21 protein-coding genes are annotated in these 19,914 nt (G+C 50.5%); 11 read left to right on the forward strand and 10 right to left on the reverse strand.

Annotated elements, in window-relative coordinates; genetic code table 11:
- The 5 genes from BSZ32_RS19165 to BSZ32_RS05180 all read left to right on the forward strand — a co-directional run.
- Nucleotides 1-536 (forward strand): hypothetical protein (locus BSZ32_RS19165; RefSeq protein WP_206018727.1); only part of this gene is annotated, 536 nt, incomplete at its 5' end.
- A gap of 14 nt (nt 537-550) precedes the next feature.
- Complete coding sequence (locus BSZ32_RS05165; protein ID WP_105042443.1) at nt 551-1,207, forward strand: phosphoribosylanthranilate isomerase; 657 nt, start codon at nt 551-553, stop codon at nt 1,205-1,207.
- Nucleotides 1,208-1,267: 60 nt separating this feature from the next.
- Nucleotides 1,268-1,741 carry a hypothetical protein gene (locus BSZ32_RS05170; RefSeq protein ID WP_105042444.1) on the forward strand — a complete coding sequence of 158 codons (474 nt, stop codon included), beginning with the start codon at nt 1,268-1,270 and terminating at the stop codon, nt 1,739-1,741.
- A gap of 111 nt (nt 1,742-1,852) precedes the next feature.
- A complete protein-coding gene (locus BSZ32_RS05175; protein WP_240610568.1) occupies nt 1,853-2,527 on the forward strand; it encodes a metal ABC transporter ATP-binding protein in 675 nt (224 codons plus the stop codon).
- A gap of 8 nt (nt 2,528-2,535) precedes the next feature.
- On the forward strand, nt 2,536-3,372 hold the full coding sequence (locus BSZ32_RS05180; protein ID WP_105042446.1) for a metal ABC transporter permease: 837 nt from the start codon (nt 2,536-2,538) through the stop codon (nt 3,370-3,372).
- 22 nt (nt 3,373-3,394) lie between these two features.
- On the opposite strand, the gene BSZ32_RS05185 is transcribed toward BSZ32_RS05180, so the two are convergent.
- Nucleotides 3,395-4,540 carry a hypothetical protein gene (locus BSZ32_RS05185; protein ID WP_206018728.1) on the reverse strand — a complete coding sequence of 382 codons (1,146 nt, stop codon included), beginning with the start codon at nt 4,538-4,540 and terminating at the stop codon, nt 3,395-3,397.
- A gap of 201 nt (nt 4,541-4,741) precedes the next feature.
- Between BSZ32_RS05185 and BSZ32_RS05190 the strand changes: the two genes are divergently transcribed.
- The 3 genes from BSZ32_RS05190 (at nt 4,742) to BSZ32_RS05200 (ending at nt 7,069) form a co-directional block, all read left to right on the forward strand.
- Entirely contained in the window at nt 4,742-5,134 is a 393-nt protein-coding gene (locus tag BSZ32_RS05190; protein WP_105042448.1) for a BUD32 family EKC/KEOPS complex subunit, read from the forward strand.
- A 6-nt stretch (nt 5,135-5,140) separates the two neighbouring features.
- The gene (locus tag BSZ32_RS05195; RefSeq protein ID WP_105042449.1) at nt 5,141-5,947 is read left to right on the forward strand and encodes a PP2C family protein-serine/threonine phosphatase; all 807 of its coding nucleotides are present in this window, start codon (nt 5,141-5,143) and stop codon (nt 5,945-5,947) included.
- A gap of 105 nt (nt 5,948-6,052) precedes the next feature.
- Nucleotides 6,053-7,069 carry a glutamine synthetase beta-grasp domain-containing protein gene (locus BSZ32_RS05200; RefSeq protein WP_105042450.1) on the forward strand — a complete coding sequence of 339 codons (1,017 nt, stop codon included), beginning with the start codon at nt 6,053-6,055 and terminating at the stop codon, nt 7,067-7,069.
- A gap of 174 nt (nt 7,070-7,243) precedes the next feature.
- Here BSZ32_RS05200 and BSZ32_RS05205 read toward each other — a convergent pair whose 3' ends face one another.
- Nucleotides 7,244-7,468 carry a DUF1653 domain-containing protein gene (locus BSZ32_RS05205; protein WP_105042451.1) on the reverse strand — a complete coding sequence of 75 codons (225 nt, stop codon included), beginning with the start codon at nt 7,466-7,468 and terminating at the stop codon, nt 7,244-7,246.
- A gap of 211 nt (nt 7,469-7,679) precedes the next feature.
- On the opposite strand from BSZ32_RS05205, the gene mfd reads away from it, so the two are divergent.
- Together mfd and BSZ32_RS05215 are read left to right on the forward strand one after the other, a co-directional pair.
- Complete coding sequence (gene mfd / locus BSZ32_RS05210) at nt 7,680-10,796, forward strand: transcription-repair coupling factor (protein ID WP_105042452.1); 3,117 nt, start codon at nt 7,680-7,682, stop codon at nt 10,794-10,796.
- 119 nt (nt 10,797-10,915) lie between these two features.
- Complete coding sequence (locus BSZ32_RS05215; protein WP_105042453.1) at nt 10,916-11,899, forward strand: peptidylprolyl isomerase; 984 nt, start codon at nt 10,916-10,918, stop codon at nt 11,897-11,899.
- 17 nt (nt 11,900-11,916) lie between these two features.
- Here the strand turns inward: BSZ32_RS05215 and BSZ32_RS05220 are convergent, their stop codons facing one another.
- The 7 genes from BSZ32_RS05220 to BSZ32_RS05250 form a co-directional block, all read right to left on the reverse strand.
- Nucleotides 11,917-12,780 carry a lipase family alpha/beta hydrolase gene (locus BSZ32_RS05220; protein ID WP_105042454.1) on the reverse strand — a complete coding sequence of 288 codons (864 nt, stop codon included), beginning with the start codon at nt 12,778-12,780 and terminating at the stop codon, nt 11,917-11,919.
- Nucleotide 12,781: 1 nt separating this feature from the next.
- A complete protein-coding gene (locus BSZ32_RS05225; RefSeq protein ID WP_105042455.1) occupies nt 12,782-13,306 on the reverse strand; it encodes a hypothetical protein in 525 nt (174 codons plus the stop codon).
- Nucleotides 13,307-13,431: 125 nt separating this feature from the next.
- Nucleotides 13,432-13,743 (reverse strand): hypothetical protein, encoded by a 312-nt coding sequence (locus BSZ32_RS05230; RefSeq protein WP_129589603.1) that lies wholly within the window; start codon nt 13,741-13,743, stop codon nt 13,432-13,434.
- A 112-nt stretch (nt 13,744-13,855) separates the two neighbouring features.
- Complete coding sequence (locus BSZ32_RS05235; RefSeq protein WP_105042457.1) at nt 13,856-14,284, reverse strand: hypothetical protein; 429 nt, start codon at nt 14,282-14,284, stop codon at nt 13,856-13,858.
- Nucleotides 14,285-14,335: 51 nt separating this feature from the next.
- On the reverse strand, nt 14,336-14,890 hold the full coding sequence (locus tag BSZ32_RS05240) for a helix-turn-helix transcriptional regulator (protein ID WP_105042458.1): 555 nt from the start codon (nt 14,888-14,890) through the stop codon (nt 14,336-14,338).
- On the reverse strand, nt 14,851-15,093 hold the full coding sequence (locus BSZ32_RS18695) for a hypothetical protein (protein ID WP_105042459.1): 243 nt from the start codon (nt 15,091-15,093) through the stop codon (nt 14,851-14,853). The genes BSZ32_RS05240 and BSZ32_RS18695 overlap by 40 nt, the downstream gene beginning before the upstream one ends.
- A gap of 54 nt (nt 15,094-15,147) precedes the next feature.
- Nucleotides 15,148-18,171, reverse strand: coding sequence for a DEAD/DEAH box helicase (locus tag BSZ32_RS05250; protein WP_105042460.1), 3,024 nt, complete (start codon nt 18,169-18,171; stop codon nt 15,148-15,150).
- 126 nt (nt 18,172-18,297) lie between these two features.
- Here BSZ32_RS05250 and BSZ32_RS05255 point away from each other — a divergent pair, with 126 nt between their 5' ends.
- Complete coding sequence (locus BSZ32_RS05255) at nt 18,298-19,086, forward strand: ParA family protein (protein ID WP_105042461.1); 789 nt, start codon at nt 18,298-18,300, stop codon at nt 19,084-19,086.
- A gap of 64 nt (nt 19,087-19,150) precedes the next feature.
- Here the strand turns inward: BSZ32_RS05255 and leuD are convergent, their stop codons facing one another.
- Complete coding sequence (gene leuD, locus BSZ32_RS05260) at nt 19,151-19,750, reverse strand: 3-isopropylmalate dehydratase small subunit (RefSeq protein ID WP_105044776.1); 600 nt, start codon at nt 19,748-19,750, stop codon at nt 19,151-19,153.
- Nucleotides 19,751-19,914: the final 164 nt, after the last annotated feature.

Below are 19,914 nucleotides of genomic sequence, written 5' to 3' on the forward strand. Positions count from 1 at the left end.
TATTGGCTTCATTTGACTCCACAGAAGAAGTCGAGAAGTTTGCCCAGCTCACTGACGCCTACTATACAGCTCAAGGACGATCTCCACGAACCTTCTCAACTTTAACTCTTTTGAAGGACATAAACACTCTCAATGAATTTCAAGTCTATGTCAGAATTGGCATTACGGTATCCTGCGGCATCATACTTTCTTTTATTATCGGCACTATAGCCTGGCTAGAGTACAGACAAGAGTCATACTTATTAGCCCTATTACAAAGCTTTGGCACATCCAAATTAATCTTACTAATACACACCTTCTTTGAGAATTTTCTACTAGTTACTGTAGGTCTCTTTTCGGCACTTTTTAGCTGGGAGTACATTTATGATCAACTTAGTAGCAAAATCTCAATTCTCACTCTACAATCAGCAGCTCAAATAAGCATCCCTCAAACTGACATATCCATACTTTTTATAGCGGCTTCCTCTAGTGTCCTTATAGCGATGTTCCCTATCGCCATCGGCCTTCGCAAACCCCCTGGCCTTATTCTCCAATAGTGTTACTTATTACTATGAACTCATTCTTCGATCCTTCGACCACCTCACTTAAAGTCTGTGGCATCACGCTGGCTGAAGATGCCCAGCGACTCGTCAGCGAAGGCATTGCCGCGCTAGGTGTCAACTTCTGGCCTAAGTCCAAGCGCTTCATCGCGCCAGCCAAAGCTGCAGAGTTCCTCCCAGCGCTCAAAGGTCAAATTCTTCGTGTCGGCGTTTTTGTTAATGCTGAACCTCAGCAGGTATTAGAATTGCTCAAAAACGACATCATCGATGTAGCACAGTTCCATGGTGATGAATCACCTGAATATTGCCGGGCTTTTGCCGAAGCTGGACATGCTTTCATCCGCGCTCTTGGAGTAAAAAATGCTGACTCGATCAGCAACCTCCTCGACTACCAAGCCACTGCCATATTACTCGATGCGCATGCCCCGGGAGTGTATGGCGGCACAGGAGACACCTTCGACTGGAACCTCGCTCAGAAAGTGGTGGCAGAAAACCCCGAACTTCCGATCCTTTTAGCGGGTGGAATCACTTCGGAAAACGCAGAGCAAGCAACCCGTGCCGTGCGACCAGCAGGCCTCGATCTAGCCTCAGGATCTGAGTCCTCTCCTGGCATCAAGGACTTTGAAAAAATTCGCGCGATCCAAGCCGGAATCCGAGCCGCCGGATAACGCAAAATTCTTGCAATTAGCAATTTCTTTCATTAACTCAGTAGGAAACCAGTTTTATTTATGAAAGGCTCACCCATCATTGCAACAGCGATCACGATAGTTGTCCTGCTCGGACTCTACATTGGCATGCGCGCCATCATCCTGCCGGAGCAACTCAAAAGTGCTACAGTTGACGCCCACGCAGGCCACGATCACAGCAGCCACCAAGAATCGACAGGCGGTCATGATGACAACGCCCTAGAGACCGACTTTGAACTCTATTTTTCATCCATTCCAAAAACGGTGACTATCACCCAGCCATCGACCAAAAAGGAAATCGTTAAGATCACTGATTTAGACTCAGCTGAGTGGACTGGCTCTGGTACGATGAGCCTCAATGGTCATTTTGTAGAACTTCAGATCGATGTCGAATGGCAGACTCCGAGCGAAATGAATTTCGCTCAAATCGTCGTCAGCCCGGCACGCCACGATTCGCGCGATAAAACCCTCCGCAGTGATGGCGACATCTCTGACATAGCAGAGTTCAACTGGTAAACCCATCTCACCCGAGATCACTTCCCACCAAGCCTCATTATCGAAGCTTCAGAACATACTTGTTGTGCACACCACAGTCATCACCACGACTTGGTCATCACGGATCTTTGCGTGCTATACCGTAAGATCACCGCGCTAAAAGATATTTCTTTTAACACATCGTGCGGTAATCGCGTAGCGCTCGTTGGCCCCAATGGCGCGGGTAAGTCCACACTACTGAAAGCGATCGCCGGACTCGTCCCCAAATCGAGTGGCCACATCCGCTGGCGTGGCACACAGATCAAAAAATGGTCACGTGAGTTTGCCTACCTCCCTCAGAGAGAAGAAGTCGATTGGGATTTTCCTGTCACCGTACGTGGGCTCGTTGAAATGGGCCGCTACCCGCAGCTCGGAATGTGGAAGCGCTTTAGCAAGAAGGATGCCGCCACCGTAGATCAGGCTCTCCAAGCTCTCGATCTTACTGAACTGCAGAACCGCCAAATCAAAGAACTCTCTGGCGGCCAACAACAGCGTGCCTTTTTAGCCCGCGCCATTGCTCAGGAAGCCCACGTACTACTGTTAGATGAACCATTCACCGGACTCGACCGCACCTCCTCTGAGGCATTAGGTAAACTGCTCAACCAGCTCGCTCAGGAAGGACGTCTCATCATTGCCTCCCACCACGACATGTCCACGGTCAAAAATTTGTTCAACAAAGTACTGCTGGTGAACCAGAGTTCTTGTGGATTTGGTAACAGCGATGAACTCATCACTGAGGAAAACCTTGCCGCCACCTTCACTCACTAACTAACAGCATGTCGTTCATTCAAACAGTCATTGACAATCAGTTCATGCAGAATGCGCTGATCGGCGCAGCCTTGATAGGATTTGCCAATGGCTTCTTTAGCGGCTTTGTAAACCTTCGCCGCAATGCTCTATCTGTATCAGCACTGTCGCACACCATGCTCCCAGGCATCGCCATTGCCATTCTCGTCACCCAAACTCTCAACCACACCAATGCCTTCATTGGAGCGCTTCTTGCCTGTTTAGCTGTAGGGCTTGGCTCTACTTTAGTGAGCCGAAATTCGCGTATTCACCAAGACACCGCGCTCTCCATCATTTATACCACCGCCTTCGCCGGCGGCATAGCGCTACTCCCCCATTTACCTGTGGCAACTAACCTTCACGATTGGCTCTTCGGTAATATCATTCACATTTCAGAACAGGATCTCAATCTAGTGTTCACAGTCAGCGCTATCACCTTAGTGCTCTCAAACCTCTTCATGCGTCCGATGCTGCTCACCTTGTTTGAGCCCAATGTGGCTGCGGCCCAAGGGGTCCCGGTCCGCAGCATGCAATACCTAGGTTTCACCCTGCTCATCCTCATGCTAGTTGCCTCACTCCAGGCTGTTGGCACCATCCTCTCAGTCGGGCTGTTAGTCACGCCGGGAGCGATTATGCTGCTCTTCACGGACCGCACTTCAGCCATTTTCTGGGGCGGAGCAATCATCGGCTCACTCAGCAGTATCGCCGGCATCTTCGTAGCACAGCTGATCGATATCCAAGCCGGCCCCGCCATCATCATTCTGCTAGGCTTGCTATTCCTACTCTCTTTCCTGCTCAGCCCCCGCCACGGCATGCTCAAGAAATAGAGTCACCCCGCCTAATAGAAAATCAATCCCTCCAACAATCCTCGTCCATCATCCAGACGACGCTGGTATGGTTGATTTCTTGGTGTCGTAGCTTGTACACTTTTTGGGCCTTCACGAGATCACGCTTAGGGTCATCACTCGAGACCTTTCCGGGGTCTAATAAACTGAGTTCAGCCTGAGTGCTCTTCATTTCACGCCAATTACTAATCAAAGTTCGCACCTCTCCACGCACCTTGTCAGTGCTTAAAGTAACAGCATACTCGGCTCTTTGGTTTAACATTTCAGCCACTTTTTCTTTCATCACTCTTGTGCCAGGCACAGCAGGCTTACTCTTTTTATGATTTTCTTTCAGCGCTTTGACCAAGCTTTGAGAGCGGCTGAGAAAGCACCATCTTTGCCATTCTGTGAGATCTGGCGCACTCACACTTCGGTAAGACGGTTTTGCCGAAGCATCTTTACGAAAAATCACATCGTAATACTCAGCATTAAAGAAATCTCGCACCTCACCGATCCAGTCGTCACGGTCTTTCATTACACTTGCTACCCATTTCTCTTGAGCCACTTTTAGTTTCGGATCTATCTGGTCACTTGGCTCAGACGCCTCTGCATCGATGCGCTTGATTTCCCGATCGATCACCTCTCCCTTGCATAGCAAGGTGTAGAGCTTCACTTGCTCCTTTCTCATCAACAACTTAGCCTCTACAGAATCACCTTCTTTACTCCAGACCGTTTGCTCCATTTCATGAGAAATATCCTTCAAAGCACTGATCGATCCCAGCTGTTTAGGCAAGGCTGTGATCGGATCCTGAAAACTCTTCGCTAAAGACTGAGGCTTCAGAACATCGTTAAGAGAAACTTTTACGGAGGTTTTCAACTGACTACGAATCTGTGAGACCATCGGGGTTTCTTGATTCGCCGCCAGATAAGAATTCATAGCCTTCCGGTAGGCTAGATTGCGTTCTTCCATCAACTGTAAAGCACCACTCCATGATACTTCGACGGTTTCGAAGGGAGACTGAGCTGCCACCTCATCCGCATAGCGTAAGCCCTCATGCTGGGCGTGATTCCCTAAACAATCAGTCACCTCTTGCTGAGCACAACTCAAGAACAGTGAAGAAGCTGCCGCTGAAATGATCAACATCGGAATGCGCATAAAAACTATACGCAAGTCGTGTGGTCTTCCTTCCAAAAATATAGTTTCTCTCCTCCACTAATATACTGATGAGATTTCTATGACAAAGGCCCTCAGCCACTCCTCTAGCAAATTTTCACTCTCTACCCTTCTCAGGGTGCACGGATACATGTTAAGAATAACTAGACTCTTGGAACTAAGCATCCGCCAACAAACTCTATTCTCAATCTCTCACCTATGAAAAACCTTAAAGATGGCATCCGCTCGTTGGTCAGAATCGACTTCTACGGCCACGTCCACAAATACTTCCGAGGAACTGACGCAGATCAGCGCTGTGCGACTGAAGTCAAAATCCTCAAAGAGCTCGAGCTGCGTAAGTGTCCCTTTGTACCTGTTCTCATAGACTATAAGCTGGAGGAGAATTATCTCTGCACCACTAACTGTGGATCGCCAGCTCCTAATATTTCACGCAAAAAATCAGACTCACTCTTTGCTAAACTGGAGAATGACTTCGGCATTCGCCACGACGATCCAGAACCGCGCAATATCACCTACGACCCAAATGCTGGTCAATTCTGTGTGATCGACTTCGAACTAGCAACTTTGCTAGCCGACCCATCTAAAAGCTAAGCCTAGATGACTCCCACATTTGATTGGTCAGCTCTCACAACCTCGGGCTTCAGAAAAACCAGAAACGACGACTCTTTCCTGATTTTCTCAGCAGGAATCGAAGGAGCAATAGAGCTCTCGGCTGAATCTTCATCTCCTCTGAGTAACGAAGATCTTATCTTCGGTGTCTCTGATGGAATGGGTGGAGGCAATGCTGGGCACCTAGCATCATCTATGATTTTGCAAACTCTCAGCGAGACTATCCCTAAAACTTTTAAAACGGCAGCCCAAGGATTGCACCCAGACTACCTCGAACTACTCGAACAAAAGGTCAAAGATGTCCACCTCGGCATTAACCAAAAGGCGGCCACCGACGAACAATTCAAGGGCATGGGGGCCACACTCACTCTCGCATGGTTTACACCTGAGAACCTGTACATTGCTCACGCTGGTGACTCGCGCCTCTACCTCTTCCGAAGCGAAGAAACCCAACAGCTCACCGAAGACCACTCATTCTGCTGGAGAAAATTTCAGCGTGGTGAACTAACAGAGCGCCAATACCGTAACAATCCTAAGCGCTCAGTACTCTGTGAAGTCATCGGCGGTGGTCATTCAAAAGTGACCCCGTCAGTCGCTTCTATCCCCTACCAAAAAGGAGACCGGTTCATGCTCTGTTCAGATGGAATTATTGACGGATTATGGGAAAAACACATCCATTCGGCACTTGGTAAAAACAGAGACTCGACAAGTGCTGCCGCAAACGCTCTTATGGATCGCGCCATTGATAATGACGGGTCAGATGATACGACTCTCATTGTCATTGATGTCCGATAAAATAGAGTGAAATCTAATTTTAAAGACTTGGCACACATCATGCTTGATGCATAAGTATCAAGCAGCTGGAGATAAACTCCACTACTCTAAAGTAAACACATCATTATGTCCAAATTCAGACTCGATTACGTATGGCTCGACGGTTACACACCAGTCGCTAACCTCCGCACAAAGTGCATGATGCGCGAATTCGATGAGTTCCCAACTCTCGAGCAACTCCCAGAGTGGGGCTTCGACGGCTCATCTACAAAGCAAGCAGCAGGCGGAGATTCCGACTGTGTACTTAAGCCAGTAGCTCTCTATCCAGATCCTACACGCCTCAACGGCGTCCTCGTCATGTGTGAAGTGATGCTTCCTGACGGTTCAGCTCACCCATCTAACTCACGCGCTACAATCGCTGATGACGAAGGCACATGGTTCGGCTTCGAGCAGGAGTACTTCCTCATGCAAGGCGGTCGCCCACTCGGTTTCCCAGTTGGCGGATACCCAGAGCCACAAGGTGAGTACTACTGTGGTGTTGGCTTCAAGAACGTCAGTTCACTTGGCCGCGAAATTTCTGACACCCACCTCGATCTCTGTATCGAAGCTGGCATCAACCACGAAGGCATCAACGCAGAAGTTGCTGCTGGTCAGTGGGAATTCCAAATCTTCGGCAAGGGCTCTAAGCGTTGCGCTGACGAAATGTGGATGGCTCGCTTCCTCCTTCTCCGTCTCTGTGAAGAGTACGAGATCGACGTAGAGTGGCACTGCAAGCCAGTCAAAGGCGACTGGAACGGTTCAGGCATGCACTGTAACTTCTCCACTACACACCTTCGTGAAGTGGGTGGTAAGGAATACTTCCTCAAGCTTATGGATGCATTTGAAGAGTTCACTGAAGAGCACATCGCTGTTTACGGACCTGAGAACGAACTCCGCCTCACCGGCCTTCACGAGACTCAGTCAATCGACAAGTTCTCATGGGGTGTTGCTGACCGTGGCGCTTCTGTTCGCGTTCCACACAGCTTCGTTAAAGACGACAAGTACCAAGGCTACCTTGAAGACCGTCGTCCTAACTCCGAGGGTGACCCGTACCTCATCGCTTCACGCGTTATCCAGACTATCCAGTCTGTACCAACTGCGTAATCACCACGTAAAAGAGCGCTTCCAGCCTCTTCCTACAATTTCAAAACCGGCAGAGTTCGCTCTGCCGGTTTTTTATTGCCCTGATGTTTCATCATGATCGATAAACTCCACGGAGGTAAACATCGATCGCGGCGCACTACAAAAGTTGGGTGCGCTCACTCGACATTTGATTCATTACGCCCCCAAGTACTCAAACCTCTCGAAGGTTTTTCCGTCGCGCTCGATGGTCTCTAGAAACATTTCTAAAGGTCGAACCCACAAGCCTTGGCCGTCGTCGTCGTAGAGCGGCTTGTATATCACTAGCTGAGCATCCGTCTCGCTACAGCGAGCCACGTCGACCACTTGATACTCATTCCCTTTAAAGTGTCTATATTTCCCCTTCTTTAGTTCGCTTTGCATTCCGCTAGTTAGCAGATCACCCCAGAAGCTCCACCTAATTCTCATACTCTAGTGCCACAGCGATGTTCCATTTGCCCGCCAACCGAAGCTGTGCTATCACTCTCAGCGTTCACGTAACATCCCACGTATTCACACTTCCCTGAGAAAACGTAAGCCAGCACCAGCGCCAGGTCTCGACCATGCGACGCAAGTTTGCTCCCCGGCCAATTGGTTGGCGGAGGCGAAGAATCACACACCTAAAAAACTCGGCCCGGTTGAGCCCGCCGCCGCAGCTTTCCTTACATCCTTGCTGGCTCACCCCTACGCTGAGGTAAACCCGAATGGTCGGCTTTGGCTGCTTTGTGATCTACCACGACTACGCGAGCGCATTGCCGACGAGCTTCCGCTCTGGCGCACCAAATGCCATTTACTCAAAGAGACCACCCAAGCCGACCAAGACAGCGAGATTGCCGATCCAGAATCTGCAGCTGATCGGCTCGCTAGCCTCCATGCATTATCAGTCACTCCGTCAGCGGACTATCCTGAGGTGGTCATCCTCCACCCAAGCGTGCTCGGCGAAGCTGCTCCAGCACCTAAGGCCTTAGAGTCTGCCAGATTATACTTTGAACTCGGCCAAGAGGTGGACATCGAATCCTTGCTCAGCGACCTAGCTGAGCAAGGATTCGAACGCGTAAGCCAGGTCCACAACCGCGGTCAATTCGCCCAACGCGGTGGTATCCTCGACATCTACACTTGGCAAAACCCCGATCCTATCCGACTGGAATTTTTCGATATCGAGATCGACTCGATCCGCGCCTTTGATCTCGACACTCAAACGTCGCGCAAAAAGTTAGACTCGGTAGAGATCGCGGTCGGCGAACCAGATTGCTCTGGGACATTAGCCGATTTCTTAGGCACCCAAGATGCTATCATCTCTCTAGCTGAAGATGCTCACCCCGACGCTCTCTTTCATTTTTCTCCATCGGCTCCGATACTGGACAGTGGCGAGGCGGATTTCTCTACCGCACTGCACGGCAGCCCGCTTGGAGCCTTTGAGGCTGGTGACTTTGTGTTGCAGGAATCAAAGCGTCACACCTTCCACCAACAGATCGCTGAATGGGCCAAGGATGAGTGGCGGGTCCACCTCGTGTTTGCCAACAACGGAGAAAAAGAACGCTTCGCCGAGCTCATGGGGGAAGCAATTTTTAAAACTATTCAGAGCTGCCGTGGCGAACTAGCACAGGGTTTTACCTTCCCCGAGGCAAAGCTTGCTATCCTTTCTTCAGCCGAGCTCTTTGGACGCTACCAGAACCAACACTCCCGCCGCGCAAACAAGCTCGACCACCAACGCCGAGCCCGAGCTCAGACGAACATCGAGGACATCAACGAAGGTGATCTAGTGGTCCATTCTGAGTATGGAGTTGGCCGATTTGAAGGCATTGAGACGAACAACGAAGGTGAGGAAGAAATCCATATTGAGTACCGCGATGGCGCCATACTCTCGGTTCCGATTGACCAATCCCACCTGCTAGCCCGCTATGTTGGCATGGGAGGGAAAACTCCACCGCTCTCTAAACTCGGCGACGCTAAGTGGGGGAAATCCCGCCGTGCTGCAGAAAAATCGATTCTCGATTACGCCGCCCAGTTGCTAAAAATTCAAGCCGAGCGCCACACCCAGACCAGTCAAAGCCACCCGCCCGACACCAAGTGGATGCGGGAGTTCGAAAATTCCTTTCGTTTCACCGAAACTCCGGGGCAGCTCGAAGCGATTGGCGACACCAAGGCCGACATGGAATCTGGCAAGCCGATGGATCGCTTGATCTGTGGTGACGTCGGCTTCGGAAAAACGGAAGTCGCCATCCGCGCCGCCTTCAAAGCGGTCACAGGTGGCAGGCAGGCCTGCATGATGGCGCCGACCACGGTACTCGCTGAACAACATTGGCGGACCTTCCGCGAACGCATGTCGGACTACCCGATCCGCATTGAGTTGCTCAACCGCTTCCGCACCCCTGCCGAAGTTCGATCCACCTTGAAAGGTCTCGCTGATGGCTCAGTCGACATTGTCATCGGCACCCATCGATTGGTTTCAGACGACATCGAATTTAAAAACCTCGGGGTCGCCATCGTCGATGAAGAGCAACGCTTTGGCGTGCGCCATAAGGAGAAATTTAAAGAACGTATGCGTGGGGTCGACATGCTCACACTCTCCGCCACTCCTATCCCCCGCACCCTCTATCTCTCGCTGATGGGCGCACGCGACATGTCTACTATCGACACAGCACCGCCAAATAAAGTCCCCATACAGACTTCGATCTGCTCCTACGACGAACGCATCATCCGCGATGCTATCCAGCGCGAGCTCAAGCGCGGCGGCCAAGTATTCTTCCTCCACAACCGAGTTCAAACCATCGATCTGATGAAGAAAAAGCTGCTCGACCTAGTCCCGGAAGCACGGATTTCAATCGGCCACGGCCAAATGCCGAAAGAAGAACTCGAGGTCGTGATGCGCGACTTTGTCAATGGCGACTCCGATATCTTGCTCGCCACCACCATCATCGAGTCGGGCATCGACATCCCGAACGCCAACACCATTCTGATCGACCGAGCCGATCGCTTTGGTCTCTCAGATCTGTACCAGCTACGAGGAAGAGTTGGCCGAGCGGGTGAACAAGCCTACGCTATCCTCCTGCTTCCCCCGCAAATGGTCACCGGCGATGCACGGAAGCGCATCAATGCCATCAAGCAATACACCGCTCTGGGCTCTGGATTTAAAATTGCGATGCGCGACCTCGAAATTCGCGGCGCAGGCAACCTATTAGGCACCAAGCAATCTGGCCACATCGCGGCGGTCGGTTTTGACCTGTATTGCCAGCTGCTGCGCCAGTCGATCGACCGCCTCAGGGGAAATCACGTCCACGCCCGCATTGACGTCACTCTCAGAGCCGACTTTCTCACCTTCAACGAAACCGAGTTCTCGCATTCCGACCCAGACACCAATCTACCAGCCTACATCCCAGCTGCCTACATGGCTGAGCCAAGCATGCGCATCCGCGCCTATAAACAATTGGCTGAGACCGTCTCGGAAAAAGAACTCAGAAGGATCGCCGACGACTGGAAAGACCAATTTGGCCGCCACCCAATGTCAGTGAAATACCTACTCCAAGCCACTAGCCTCAAGCTCGCCGCCGCTAAAGCTATGATCACAAGCATCGAACTCCAAGGCCAGCGACTGATGCTCACCAGAAACGGCAACTACATCACGCTGAACGAGTCTAGGTTCCCACGGCTCACCGAAGGGCAACCTGCTAAAAAACTCACCGAAGCTATCCAATTGTTAAAATCGATCTGAACATCCTCCGCTTCATTGCTTCAAACTTGTCACTCAATTCTTCTACCAAGTTAGACTAATAGGTCTTCCCATGGCGCTCAATTCGCGTTAAACCACCTCAAACAAAGCCACCATCGCTTATGAAATTTCTACTCCACCTCGCCATAGGTATTGGCCTCGCACTCTCAGCTACTGCAGCTGTCGAACTCAACGGCATTGCAGCCAAAGTCAACGGCCGCGTCGTTACCAAAAATGAGGTCGCCTTTGCCCTCGCGCCACTCCGCGCCTATCTCTCCACCAAATACCCGAGAAAGACTCCCAGCTACTACAAAGAGCTGAAAGAAGCTCAAACCAAGATCGTCGACGAGCTGATTGAGCGTGAACTCGTTCTGCACGAATTCAAAACAATCGGAGCCCAAATCCCCGAGCATATTGTCGACTCTGAGATCCGCAGAAAGATCAGAGCTGATTACAACAACAACGTCGGACTCTTCCGCGAAGAACTTCAATCAAAAGGCCTTTCCTTCAAGAAGTACCGCGAGCTCATCCACCGCCAGCTGATTGTCCAAGCCATGCGCTCCCAGCAGTTTTCGGACACTCCACCAGCCACTCCAGAAGAGATGCGCAAAGAATACGCCAAGCTCAAACCTGAGCTCCGAGATACCGCGAAAGATAAGTGCGACTTCGAGAAAATTTATATCCCAAAAATCGATGAAGACAACCTTCTCGCCACAGCTGATTCCCAGCTCGAACTGACAGAAGGGATTGTCGCGAAGCTCAAAAAAGGAGATGAATTTACACCTCTCGCTAAGGAGCACTCGAAAGACGCTTGGGCGGAAGACGGTGGACTCCAACAAGACGTCGACCGCATCGACCTTTCCCCCGTCATCGCCACAATGATTTTCGAAGAGCCTACTGGCACAGTGATTGGCCCCCTAGAAGACGCCGGTGGATACCACATCATTGTCGTGAACAAAAAATCTTTGGGGCCAGCCCCTGACATGGCCGATCCAGAAGTCCGTAAAATTGTCCGTCGCAATGTCGAACGAGAGAAGTCTTCAGCACGCTACAAGCGCTGGATCAAAGGCCTCAAGCGCACTGCCATGATCGACATCAAGGTTTAACTAGCTGCTTCAACAGCTTATTCTTCGAGCAATCGGAACAGTAAATTATCTGAAAACATAGGATCTTTGGTCATGCTCAGATGATCTCTGAATAGAAATGTGACGTCATGCAAGTGGATCGGACTTTGCAGTTTCGGCTGATAGTCTCCGCCTGCCCGCTCATCAGCCAAGGCACTGCTTCTCAACACTGTCCCGTCACCTGGTCCATACTTTGTGACCTCGAACGCGCCAATCGTTAGATCTAGCTGAACTCGTTCCTTAGTTTGTTCAGCATCACCAGCCACTAGGCTAATTTTCAAATTAGCCGGCGGCTTGGCTGCTCGATCCAGAGCTTGGTGAAACCTCTGCGCATTGCGTAAACACTTTGCTATATGCTCAAGGGCTATCTCACGCCTCTGCTCCACGGTCTGTGTTTGTGGCAGGATAACCTGCAAATCCTTATCCTGATCAGCAGCCAATGGCCCCCAGCCATACTTTTCCCAAAGCTCCACATCATAGACATCGACATTCTGGTCGCTCAGGTTCTCAACAAAGGCTCGGTGACGCACGCGAGGCATCAACTCGTAAATCGATGGATAGGTACCCATCACAGCCGCCGAATAGGATGGAATACTCACAGCCCCGATAGCTCTCAGCCACTTTGGAGCAAAGTGTTTACCGTGCACCAGATCTTCAAAAGCTAACACCGAACCTGCATTGGGAGTTCCCACCATGATCAAGCGATTGACGTTCTTCGCTCCCGCCCAATTGAGATTCGGTGGTGAACCATCCTTTGGTAAACTTTGATCCCCATAGCGCAGCAGATAGTAGCGCGCTATCAGACCTCCCATAGAATGCACCACAATATCAAATTTGATCTCCCCTCTCTCTTTTCCAAACACTTCACGATGCTTCTTTCTGACAAATTCCTTCTTCTCTCTGATATAGACATCTAGAGCCGCAGCATTTTTCTACATTGGATTTCCTCCAGTCATACGGAAATTGAAAGCAGGTGAAATGGTCAGAGCCGTAATCGATAGCACCACTCTCAGCCAACTGCTGGTCCCTATAGCATGCTGCCCCAAAAGTTTCTAAAATACCTGCATACGTTCTAGACTCCACTGGTATCCCCAGCACCCGCACACGCAATCGATCTAAGGCTGCAGTAGCAACCACTGAGCTCTGAAGTTGATCCAGACTTCTACCCTGCTCCATAGGTAGTGCCACGAGTGCTGTATTTTCAGGCTTCTCCGGATTGAGGAATTTCCCTTCAAATACTCCCCAGACGGATCTCCCCGTTCGCTGGTCTGCCAGCTTTGACCCCAGCACGCCTGGAATCACAATCACTGGATTTCTAAACTCGTGGTGGCTTTGAGCCGCCTCAGAATAGATCGCATTTAGATCTGGTGGACTAAGATCACGCGTCATGCACGAGACCAAACTCACTCCACATAACGCAGCTATGCCAATCTTCCACTTTGCTATCAGTCACATACTCAGCAACCTAACCGAGTTCCAACGGTGGAACAAACTTTCAATTCTAGTCAAAAAATCTACTTCGCTTCAGCTCGGATCTTCCCCTCTGGACTAATTGTTAGGAAAGCAGTCAGCACCTTATCTTTGTACGCCTCTCGAGGGAGGAAGAAAGTAATTTCTCGACTAACATGAGCCGCACCATTTTGCCTCCAGCTAAGCTGGGCAGGTCGACCGCGGTACTCTTTAGCCTGAAATGCTGTAGCGAACTCGCTCATCGGTAACACCCGGTTCACATTCACCTGCCGAGTAGACTCCGCTATTGTCAGCTTCACCTCAGTGATGTCTGACTCCGTGTTATTTATGATCACCAAGCCATCGATATCAGCCATCGCTAACTTTGATTGGGCCTTTAACACTTGCGGGGCTGTGCAACTGGCACACAGAAACGCTAATAGAAAACTCAAGCCAAATAGCATTTTCATCATCAATTTGCGTGGAAACTTAAGTGAGTAGGTCTCGGAGTTTCTCCTGAAACTTGATGAGGTCTTCTTCCTCCGCTTCATAGCCAGGAGTTTCGGGATCAAGAGCTAGACTGCCAGATTGGTCAATCATCCATAAAGCCTGCTCTCCGTCGCTAAAGGTAACTGAACCCGACTTCAATGCTCCCGGTCGTTCGACCTCATCGACGCTCGCATCGACAAATCCTGTTGGAACTTTCACTACTTCAGCCTCTGCTGGTTCCTCAACCACCACTTCTTTTATTAACTCAATTCCGAGATCTAACACTAAAAAGCGTGTGTCCATATAGGTGATTTGAATTTTAAAATTCTCCTGCAGATTTTTCTGGATATCAGGAAGTTGGGCACCGGCTTCAGCCCATGCTACAATCTGCTTTTTCTGGTCGTCGGATAGTTGGGATACACTGAACATGTCAGTCGTTTTCTAATACTTTAGTCCCTTCTTGGGAAGTCAGATCTACACTTAAGTCATTCCAGAAAACTTACGCACCAGATCCGTTTGTGAATGCACGTCGAAATGGCGGTAGACGTCTTTGACATAGCCTGAAATCGTATTCTCAGAAATCTCTAGAGCCGAGGCCATCTCTTTGCGAGAGTGCCCACCAGTGAGCATGGTGAGCACTGAGCGCTGACGCGGAGTCAACTTAGGTATCGTGGCGCCTCGATCTTCTGGCCAGCCTTGAGCATGCAGCCATTTAACTTCGGATAATACAATGTGTGCCATCTGGGTTTGTCGTTCAGTAAAAGCTCCCTTACTCATTTTTCTATAAATGACAATATGGCTATAGGATTCCTCGTCGACAGGATGCCCACTCATGATCAATCCATCAAAGCCTGTACGATCCCACATTTCCTTAAGCTCTCCTTCACGAGCCACATTCTCTGGGTCGATCTTCTCACGGTTCATTGTTATTGGCTCACGGGTATTCATCCAAGCTTCTCCGAATCCTTTGGCCGCGCTAGCCATAGCTGGGTGTTCTACCGCTGCAGCCACCGCTGTCCACTGCCCTTCACCCATCCCCCCTGTTTGATTTGTGAGATAAAAAATCTGATGCTTCTTAGGGTCCACGCCCACGCATCGGCATCAACAAGCTCTATTAGCCCACTCAGTAAAAAATCTCGGCTTTTCTGATAGCTGCCCGTAGCTGCGACTGCAGCGGTTTCACCGACCAGCCGCACCATCGCACGCGCATCTTCTTCTGACACAGTAGAAACACTCATGGAGTAAATCTCTCAAAATTCTAACTGCTCAGCAAGAATGTATTAGAGGTGATTCTAGCCTAACAAATCACGCATATCATCCCCACTGAGACCAGTCATCATTGGCTCGGATTCATCACCGATGGCTGCTCCGATGAGACCACGCTTCCTTTCTTGGAGTTTGAGGATCTTCTCTTCCACCGTCCCCTTCGCGATCAGCTTATAGACGGTCACTGGCTTGGTTTGACCAATCCGGTACGCTCGATCAGTCGCTTGAGCTTCCACTGCTGGGTTCCACCAGGGGTCGAAGTGTACCACTGTGTCAGCCGCAGTAAGGTTCAGTCCGTAACCACCAGCTTTCAGACTGATCAAGAACACATCTGGACCATTGGCGGCTTGAAACTTCTTCACTTCTCCCGATCTGTCACGAGTAGAACCATCAAGGTAGGCAAAGCTAATTCCCTCCCTCTCCAGCTCGACCTTGATAAACCCTAACATCTTAGTGAATTGACTAAATACGAGCACTCTGTGGCCCCCGCGTTTGGCTTCGTTTAGGAGTTCGACCAACATCGACAACTTTGAAGATAGTGACGAGAGCTCGTGCTCAGACATCGATTCGTCCCCTAGAAGACGTAGATCACAGCTCGCCTGTCGTAGGCGTAATAAGACTGTCAACATCTGCATCCTAGCGCGTCCACCTTCTAGTTCATCCACTTTAACCACTCCTTGACGTAGAATTTCTTGATAAGCTTCTTTTTGTAATTTAGATGGCTCACACCAAAGCGTTTGCTCTAACTTCTGTGGTAGATCCTTGGCTACTTGCGCTTTTGTCCTACGGATCATGAATGGCTCTACGCGCAACCGCAGTCGACGCAGAGCATTTTCATCTGGCTGAGCACCAGCGAGAGCGAGTTCGTAGCGATTCTTAAAATCCTCTTTAGACCCCAAATAGCCTGGTAATAGGAAGGCGTAGAGCGACCACAGATCACGCACGGCATTCTCCACTGGAGTTCCAGTCAGAGCCACACGAGCTCCAGCCTGAAGCTTGCGCAATGCCTTTGCTGACTGGGTGTCTGGATTACGGATCACACTGGCTTCATCTAATACCAATGTATTAAGATCTAACTTTTGATACTCCGCAAGGTCGCGAACGACGAGAGCATAGCTTGTGATGATCACATCCACTGAGGAAATGGATTTAAAAAGGTCTTTCCTCTGCGGCCCGTGCATAATCTGCACTTTCAACTGCGGCGCCCACTTTGCTGCCTCGTCCGCCCAGTTACCTAACAGCGAGGTCGGACACACTACTAAGGACGGCTTTCCTACTTCCTGTCGGAGGCATAGTAGAGCGAGAGTCTGTAGGGTTTTACCTAGTCCCATATCATCGGCTAACAAGGCTGCCGATTCATTCTCACAGCGCTCATAGAGCCAAGCTATGCCGTCCTCCTGATAACCTCGTAAAGCATCAGTGATAACGGCAGGCAAACGCTGTAATATTGAGCGGTCCGGTTCGGGTCGGCTTTCCCCTTGGTAGTATTCTCGAATGCGCTTGAGGTAGGCTCCTTGATTTTTTGGCACATAGTACTTCCCGCCCTCCTGTCGAGGATCCGTGTCGCGAAGGACAGCCTCCATCATCTCGGCATCAAACTGGGAAATCACGACTTGCTTGCCATTCTTCGTAGTGCCGGTCCGTTTACCTGATGCCAACATTTTTTGGATCGCCTCGCGTGGGATTTCTCGTCCAGTGTCGGTTTGGAAACCATAGTCGAATGCCAACCAATCTTCACCACTCCCTTGGACTTCCATATGTGGCCGCACTCGCACTAAGTTGCCTTTGATAGAGCTCAGCTTACCGCCGGTTTTTACTGACCATTTTTCTTCTAACTCAGGAAGCGCATCGGTCAGGAAGTCGATCACAGCGTCATCGCCGGACAATTCCCATTCACCTTTGCTTCCGGTAATTTGGAATCCGTAGCGCATCAAATGCCCTGCCGCATCATCTTCCGCATCACGGTTACGGTCGATCCAATGCCCTTCATTGCTAGAATCAGCCACCGGGAAATTGAATGGATCTGCACCGAACAGTCCAAGAACCAGCGCCACCTCTGGGGTGTAGCATGCCGTGAGTGTGGCTCGGAGTTTATTCGTGGAACCCTCTAAGCTGAGTTTAAACTCGGGTTGCCCTTCGACGATTGGAATTTCACCCAACGCTGAGTCATCATCCCATAGCGCGAGACTCTGCCAAGCAGCCATCTGCTGCATAAAACTTTTCAGTGGAACAAAAACTGGGTTGCCGCTCGCGACTCGAAGCCACTGCCGCTCATTCAGCACCGAAGAGACGTCAATCACTACCAGCACAGCTTGTTCTTGATCCCAAAGCCAAAGCTCACCCTCAGCGAACCATGCCGCACCATGCTCGGTCACGCTGTGACACAGGCCGAGCTCAACACGCTCATCATCCATTCCTACATACATAGGTACACGCACTCCACTGGAGCCTACACGCAACTGGCGCGCACCAGACAACAATTCAGCATGCCCATCTAGCGCCTTGAGTAACTGCAATGCCTGTTTCCCTCTCACGCCTAGCATTGGTGGGATTTTACCCGCAGCATTTTGGTCTAGCCAACGAGCGAGTTGGACGTCTCCTGCAGCTAATGGACGCTCGGTCTCGCATTTCTCAAGTTTGACGGAAAGTCCACCTTCTGGTAGCCCCTTGGGGAAATTGGGAGGAACCAATACTCGGAGCTGAGGAATGTTTGATGGAAGTGGCTCGGTAGTGCCTCCGCTGGACTCGCGCCCTGGAGCTTGCTTTTGCTCGCCCGCTCCATGGATGACTCCCAGCATGACGGCGACGGCATGCTGACAGATTTCACCGGTCCGTCGGCATGCCATGCGTGGGCACACTGTATCGATGTCAGTGTCGCTATGGATGCGTAAGGTCACTCTGAGAGGTTTTCCACCACCGGAAATTTCGCCGACAATGAGCCCTTGGTTTTGACTAGCCTTGGTCACCACTCCGCGAGCAAAAATTTCTTTCCCCTCCTTCATCGCTTTCCAGCCAGCAGCTTTTCGTATCCATTGTTCGTCTATATTCATCACTCAGCGCTTTTATCTTCCGTGTCCGCCCCCTTTTATGCAAGTCTCACGCCGTGCTGCAACGCTAAGCCATAAGTTTTTCGACTTAGCTGCCAACCTCCCCAAATTCTCAGCCATTTTATCACCATGAACGTAGTCGCAATTGCCAACCAAAAAGGAGGAGTCGGGAAAACCACCACTGCCATTTCACTCTCAGCAGCACTCGCAGAGGCAGGCCAGCGTGTGCTTTTACTCGACCTCGACCCACAGGCGAATGCGACTTCTGGCTTAGGAATTGAGCCCGACAGTGAAGGATCCATGTACTACCCACTTATTGGTGAGGCGAAAATCAAAGACAAAATCATCCCTACGCGTATCGAGAATCTCTCCATCGTCCCATCGGGCATGGACCTCGCAGGAGTAGAAATCGAACTGGCCCGCAGCGACGACCACCTCACTCGTCTCAGAAAACTACTCACAGCTCTCAAGCGTGGTAAACAATACGATTACGTCATCCTCGACACCCCGCCCTCACTTGGCGTGCTGATGACCACCTCCTTAGCATCAGCCGACGAAGTTCTCATCCCGCTCCAATGCGAGTGGTTCGGCCTCGAAGGACTTGCAAAAATCGTCCATATCATCGAACAGATCCGCGAATCTGGTGCCGCGCCTAAGCTAAAGCTCGAAGGCATACTCATGACTATGTTTGACGGACGCACCAACCTCTCTCGTCAGGTCGTCGAAGAAGTCTCCAACTACTTCCCTGATCAACTCTACGAGAATGTCATTCCTCGCACCATCCGTATCGGCGAGGCTCCTTCTCACGGAAAAACAATTTTCGAGCACGACCCTAGCGGCATAGGCTCTCGCTCCTACCGTGCTGCGGCACAGGAATTCTTGCTCCGCCACTCAGAAGTCGGCGGCCCGATTGCTTAATCGACTAAACTAAAAGGCCCCATAAGCGGAAACTTAAGTGGCCTTAAAAAAGTGTGTTTCACTCTTACTGAACGTAAGCGAGTGATGCGGCCGTCGCATCGATAGCATCGACGTTGTCGGCTAGTTCACCGATGGTATCCCATTTGCCATTGATGAGGGCTTCACGAGCGCCATTTGGCATCTCCATTGTGAAGATCACACCACCACAAGTGACAGTTTTAGCTTCAAGGTCCACTGCTACCTCAAGGCTTGGATCAGACTGCACCATTGAAGAAAGTTTTTCGTTATCAGAAAGGGTGAGGGAAACGCAAGGCATCCCGAGGTTGACTGAATTCCCAAAGAAAATCTCGGCGAAGGAAACTCCCACAATCGCGTTGAATCCTGAACGGCGGATCGACTGAGGTGCATGCTCGCGTGAGGAACCACACCCAAAGTTTGGACCTACAATCATGACGCTAGCTTCTGAGTATTCTGGGTTATCAATCGGATGACCCTTGCTTGAACCGTCTTGCTCGAAACGTTCGTCATAGAACATTCCTTCAGAGAGATCATCAAAAGTCACACACTTGAGGAATCGCGCAGGGATAATACGGTCGGTATCCACATCTGCACCCGGCACTGGAACTGCCTTACCTACTACTGATTTGATCGATTCGATTGCCATAACTTGGGCAGACCATTCGCTAGATTCCATGGGAAATCAAGCCCACAAACAACCCGCATCTAGGTATTCTCGTCCAAAGGAGTCTTTTACTAAAAAAATGAGGCCTCCAGGGGAGAACCTGAAGACCTCTTTTACAATAAGCTCAGTACAAGACTGAGCTCCCT

Source organism: Rubritalea profundi (assembly GCF_002954445.1).
GTDB lineage: Bacteria > Verrucomicrobiota > Verrucomicrobiia > Verrucomicrobiales > Akkermansiaceae > Rubritalea > Rubritalea profundi.

Bases quoted from the DNA above. Each gene is read 5' to 3' on its own strand.
- BSZ32_RS05165 (WP_105042443.1), top strand. From the start codon at position 551: ATGAACTCATTCTTCGATCCTTCGACCACCTCACTTAAAGTCTGTGGC.
- BSZ32_RS05170 (WP_105042444.1), top strand. From the start codon at position 1,268: ATGAAAGGCTCACCCATCATTGCAACAGCGATCACGATAGTTGTCCTG.
- BSZ32_RS05180 (WP_105042446.1), top strand. From the start codon at position 2,536: ATGTCGTTCATTCAAACAGTCATTGACAATCAGTTCATGCAGAATGCG.
- BSZ32_RS05190 (WP_105042448.1), top strand. From the start codon at position 4,742: ATGAAAAACCTTAAAGATGGCATCCGCTCGTTGGTCAGAATCGACTTC.
- BSZ32_RS05195 (WP_105042449.1), top strand. From the start codon at position 5,141: ATGACTCCCACATTTGATTGGTCAGCTCTCACAACCTCGGGCTTCAGA.
- BSZ32_RS05200 (WP_105042450.1), top strand. From the start codon at position 6,053: ATGTCCAAATTCAGACTCGATTACGTATGGCTCGACGGTTACACACCA.
- BSZ32_RS05205 (WP_105042451.1), bottom strand. From the start codon at position 7,468: ATGCAAAGCGAACTAAAGAAGGGGAAATATAGACACTTTAAAGGGAAT.
- BSZ32_RS05215 (WP_105042453.1), top strand. From the start codon at position 10,916: ATGAAATTTCTACTCCACCTCGCCATAGGTATTGGCCTCGCACTCTCA.
- BSZ32_RS05225 (WP_105042455.1), bottom strand. From the start codon at position 13,306: ATGACGCGTGATCTTAGTCCACCAGATCTAAATGCGATCTATTCTGAG.
- BSZ32_RS05230 (WP_129589603.1), bottom strand. From the start codon at position 13,743: ATGGCTGATATCGATGGCTTGGTGATCATAAATAACACGGAGTCAGAC.
- BSZ32_RS05235 (WP_105042457.1), bottom strand. From the start codon at position 14,284: ATGTTCAGTGTATCCCAACTATCCGACGACCAGAAAAAGCAGATTGTA.
- BSZ32_RS05240 (WP_105042458.1), bottom strand. From the start codon at position 14,890: ATGGGTGAAGGGCAGTGGACAGCGGTGGCTGCAGCGGTAGAACACCCA.
- BSZ32_RS18695 (WP_105042459.1), bottom strand. From the start codon at position 15,093: ATGAGTGTTTCTACTGTGTCAGAAGAAGATGCGCGTGCGATGGTGCGG.
- BSZ32_RS05250 (WP_105042460.1), bottom strand. From the start codon at position 18,171: ATGAATATAGACGAACAATGGATACGAAAAGCTGCTGGCTGGAAAGCG.
- BSZ32_RS05255 (WP_105042461.1), top strand. From the start codon at position 18,298: ATGAACGTAGTCGCAATTGCCAACCAAAAAGGAGGAGTCGGGAAAACC.
- leuD (WP_105044776.1), bottom strand. From the start codon at position 19,750: ATGGCAATCGAATCGATCAAATCAGTAGTAGGTAAGGCAGTTCCAGTG.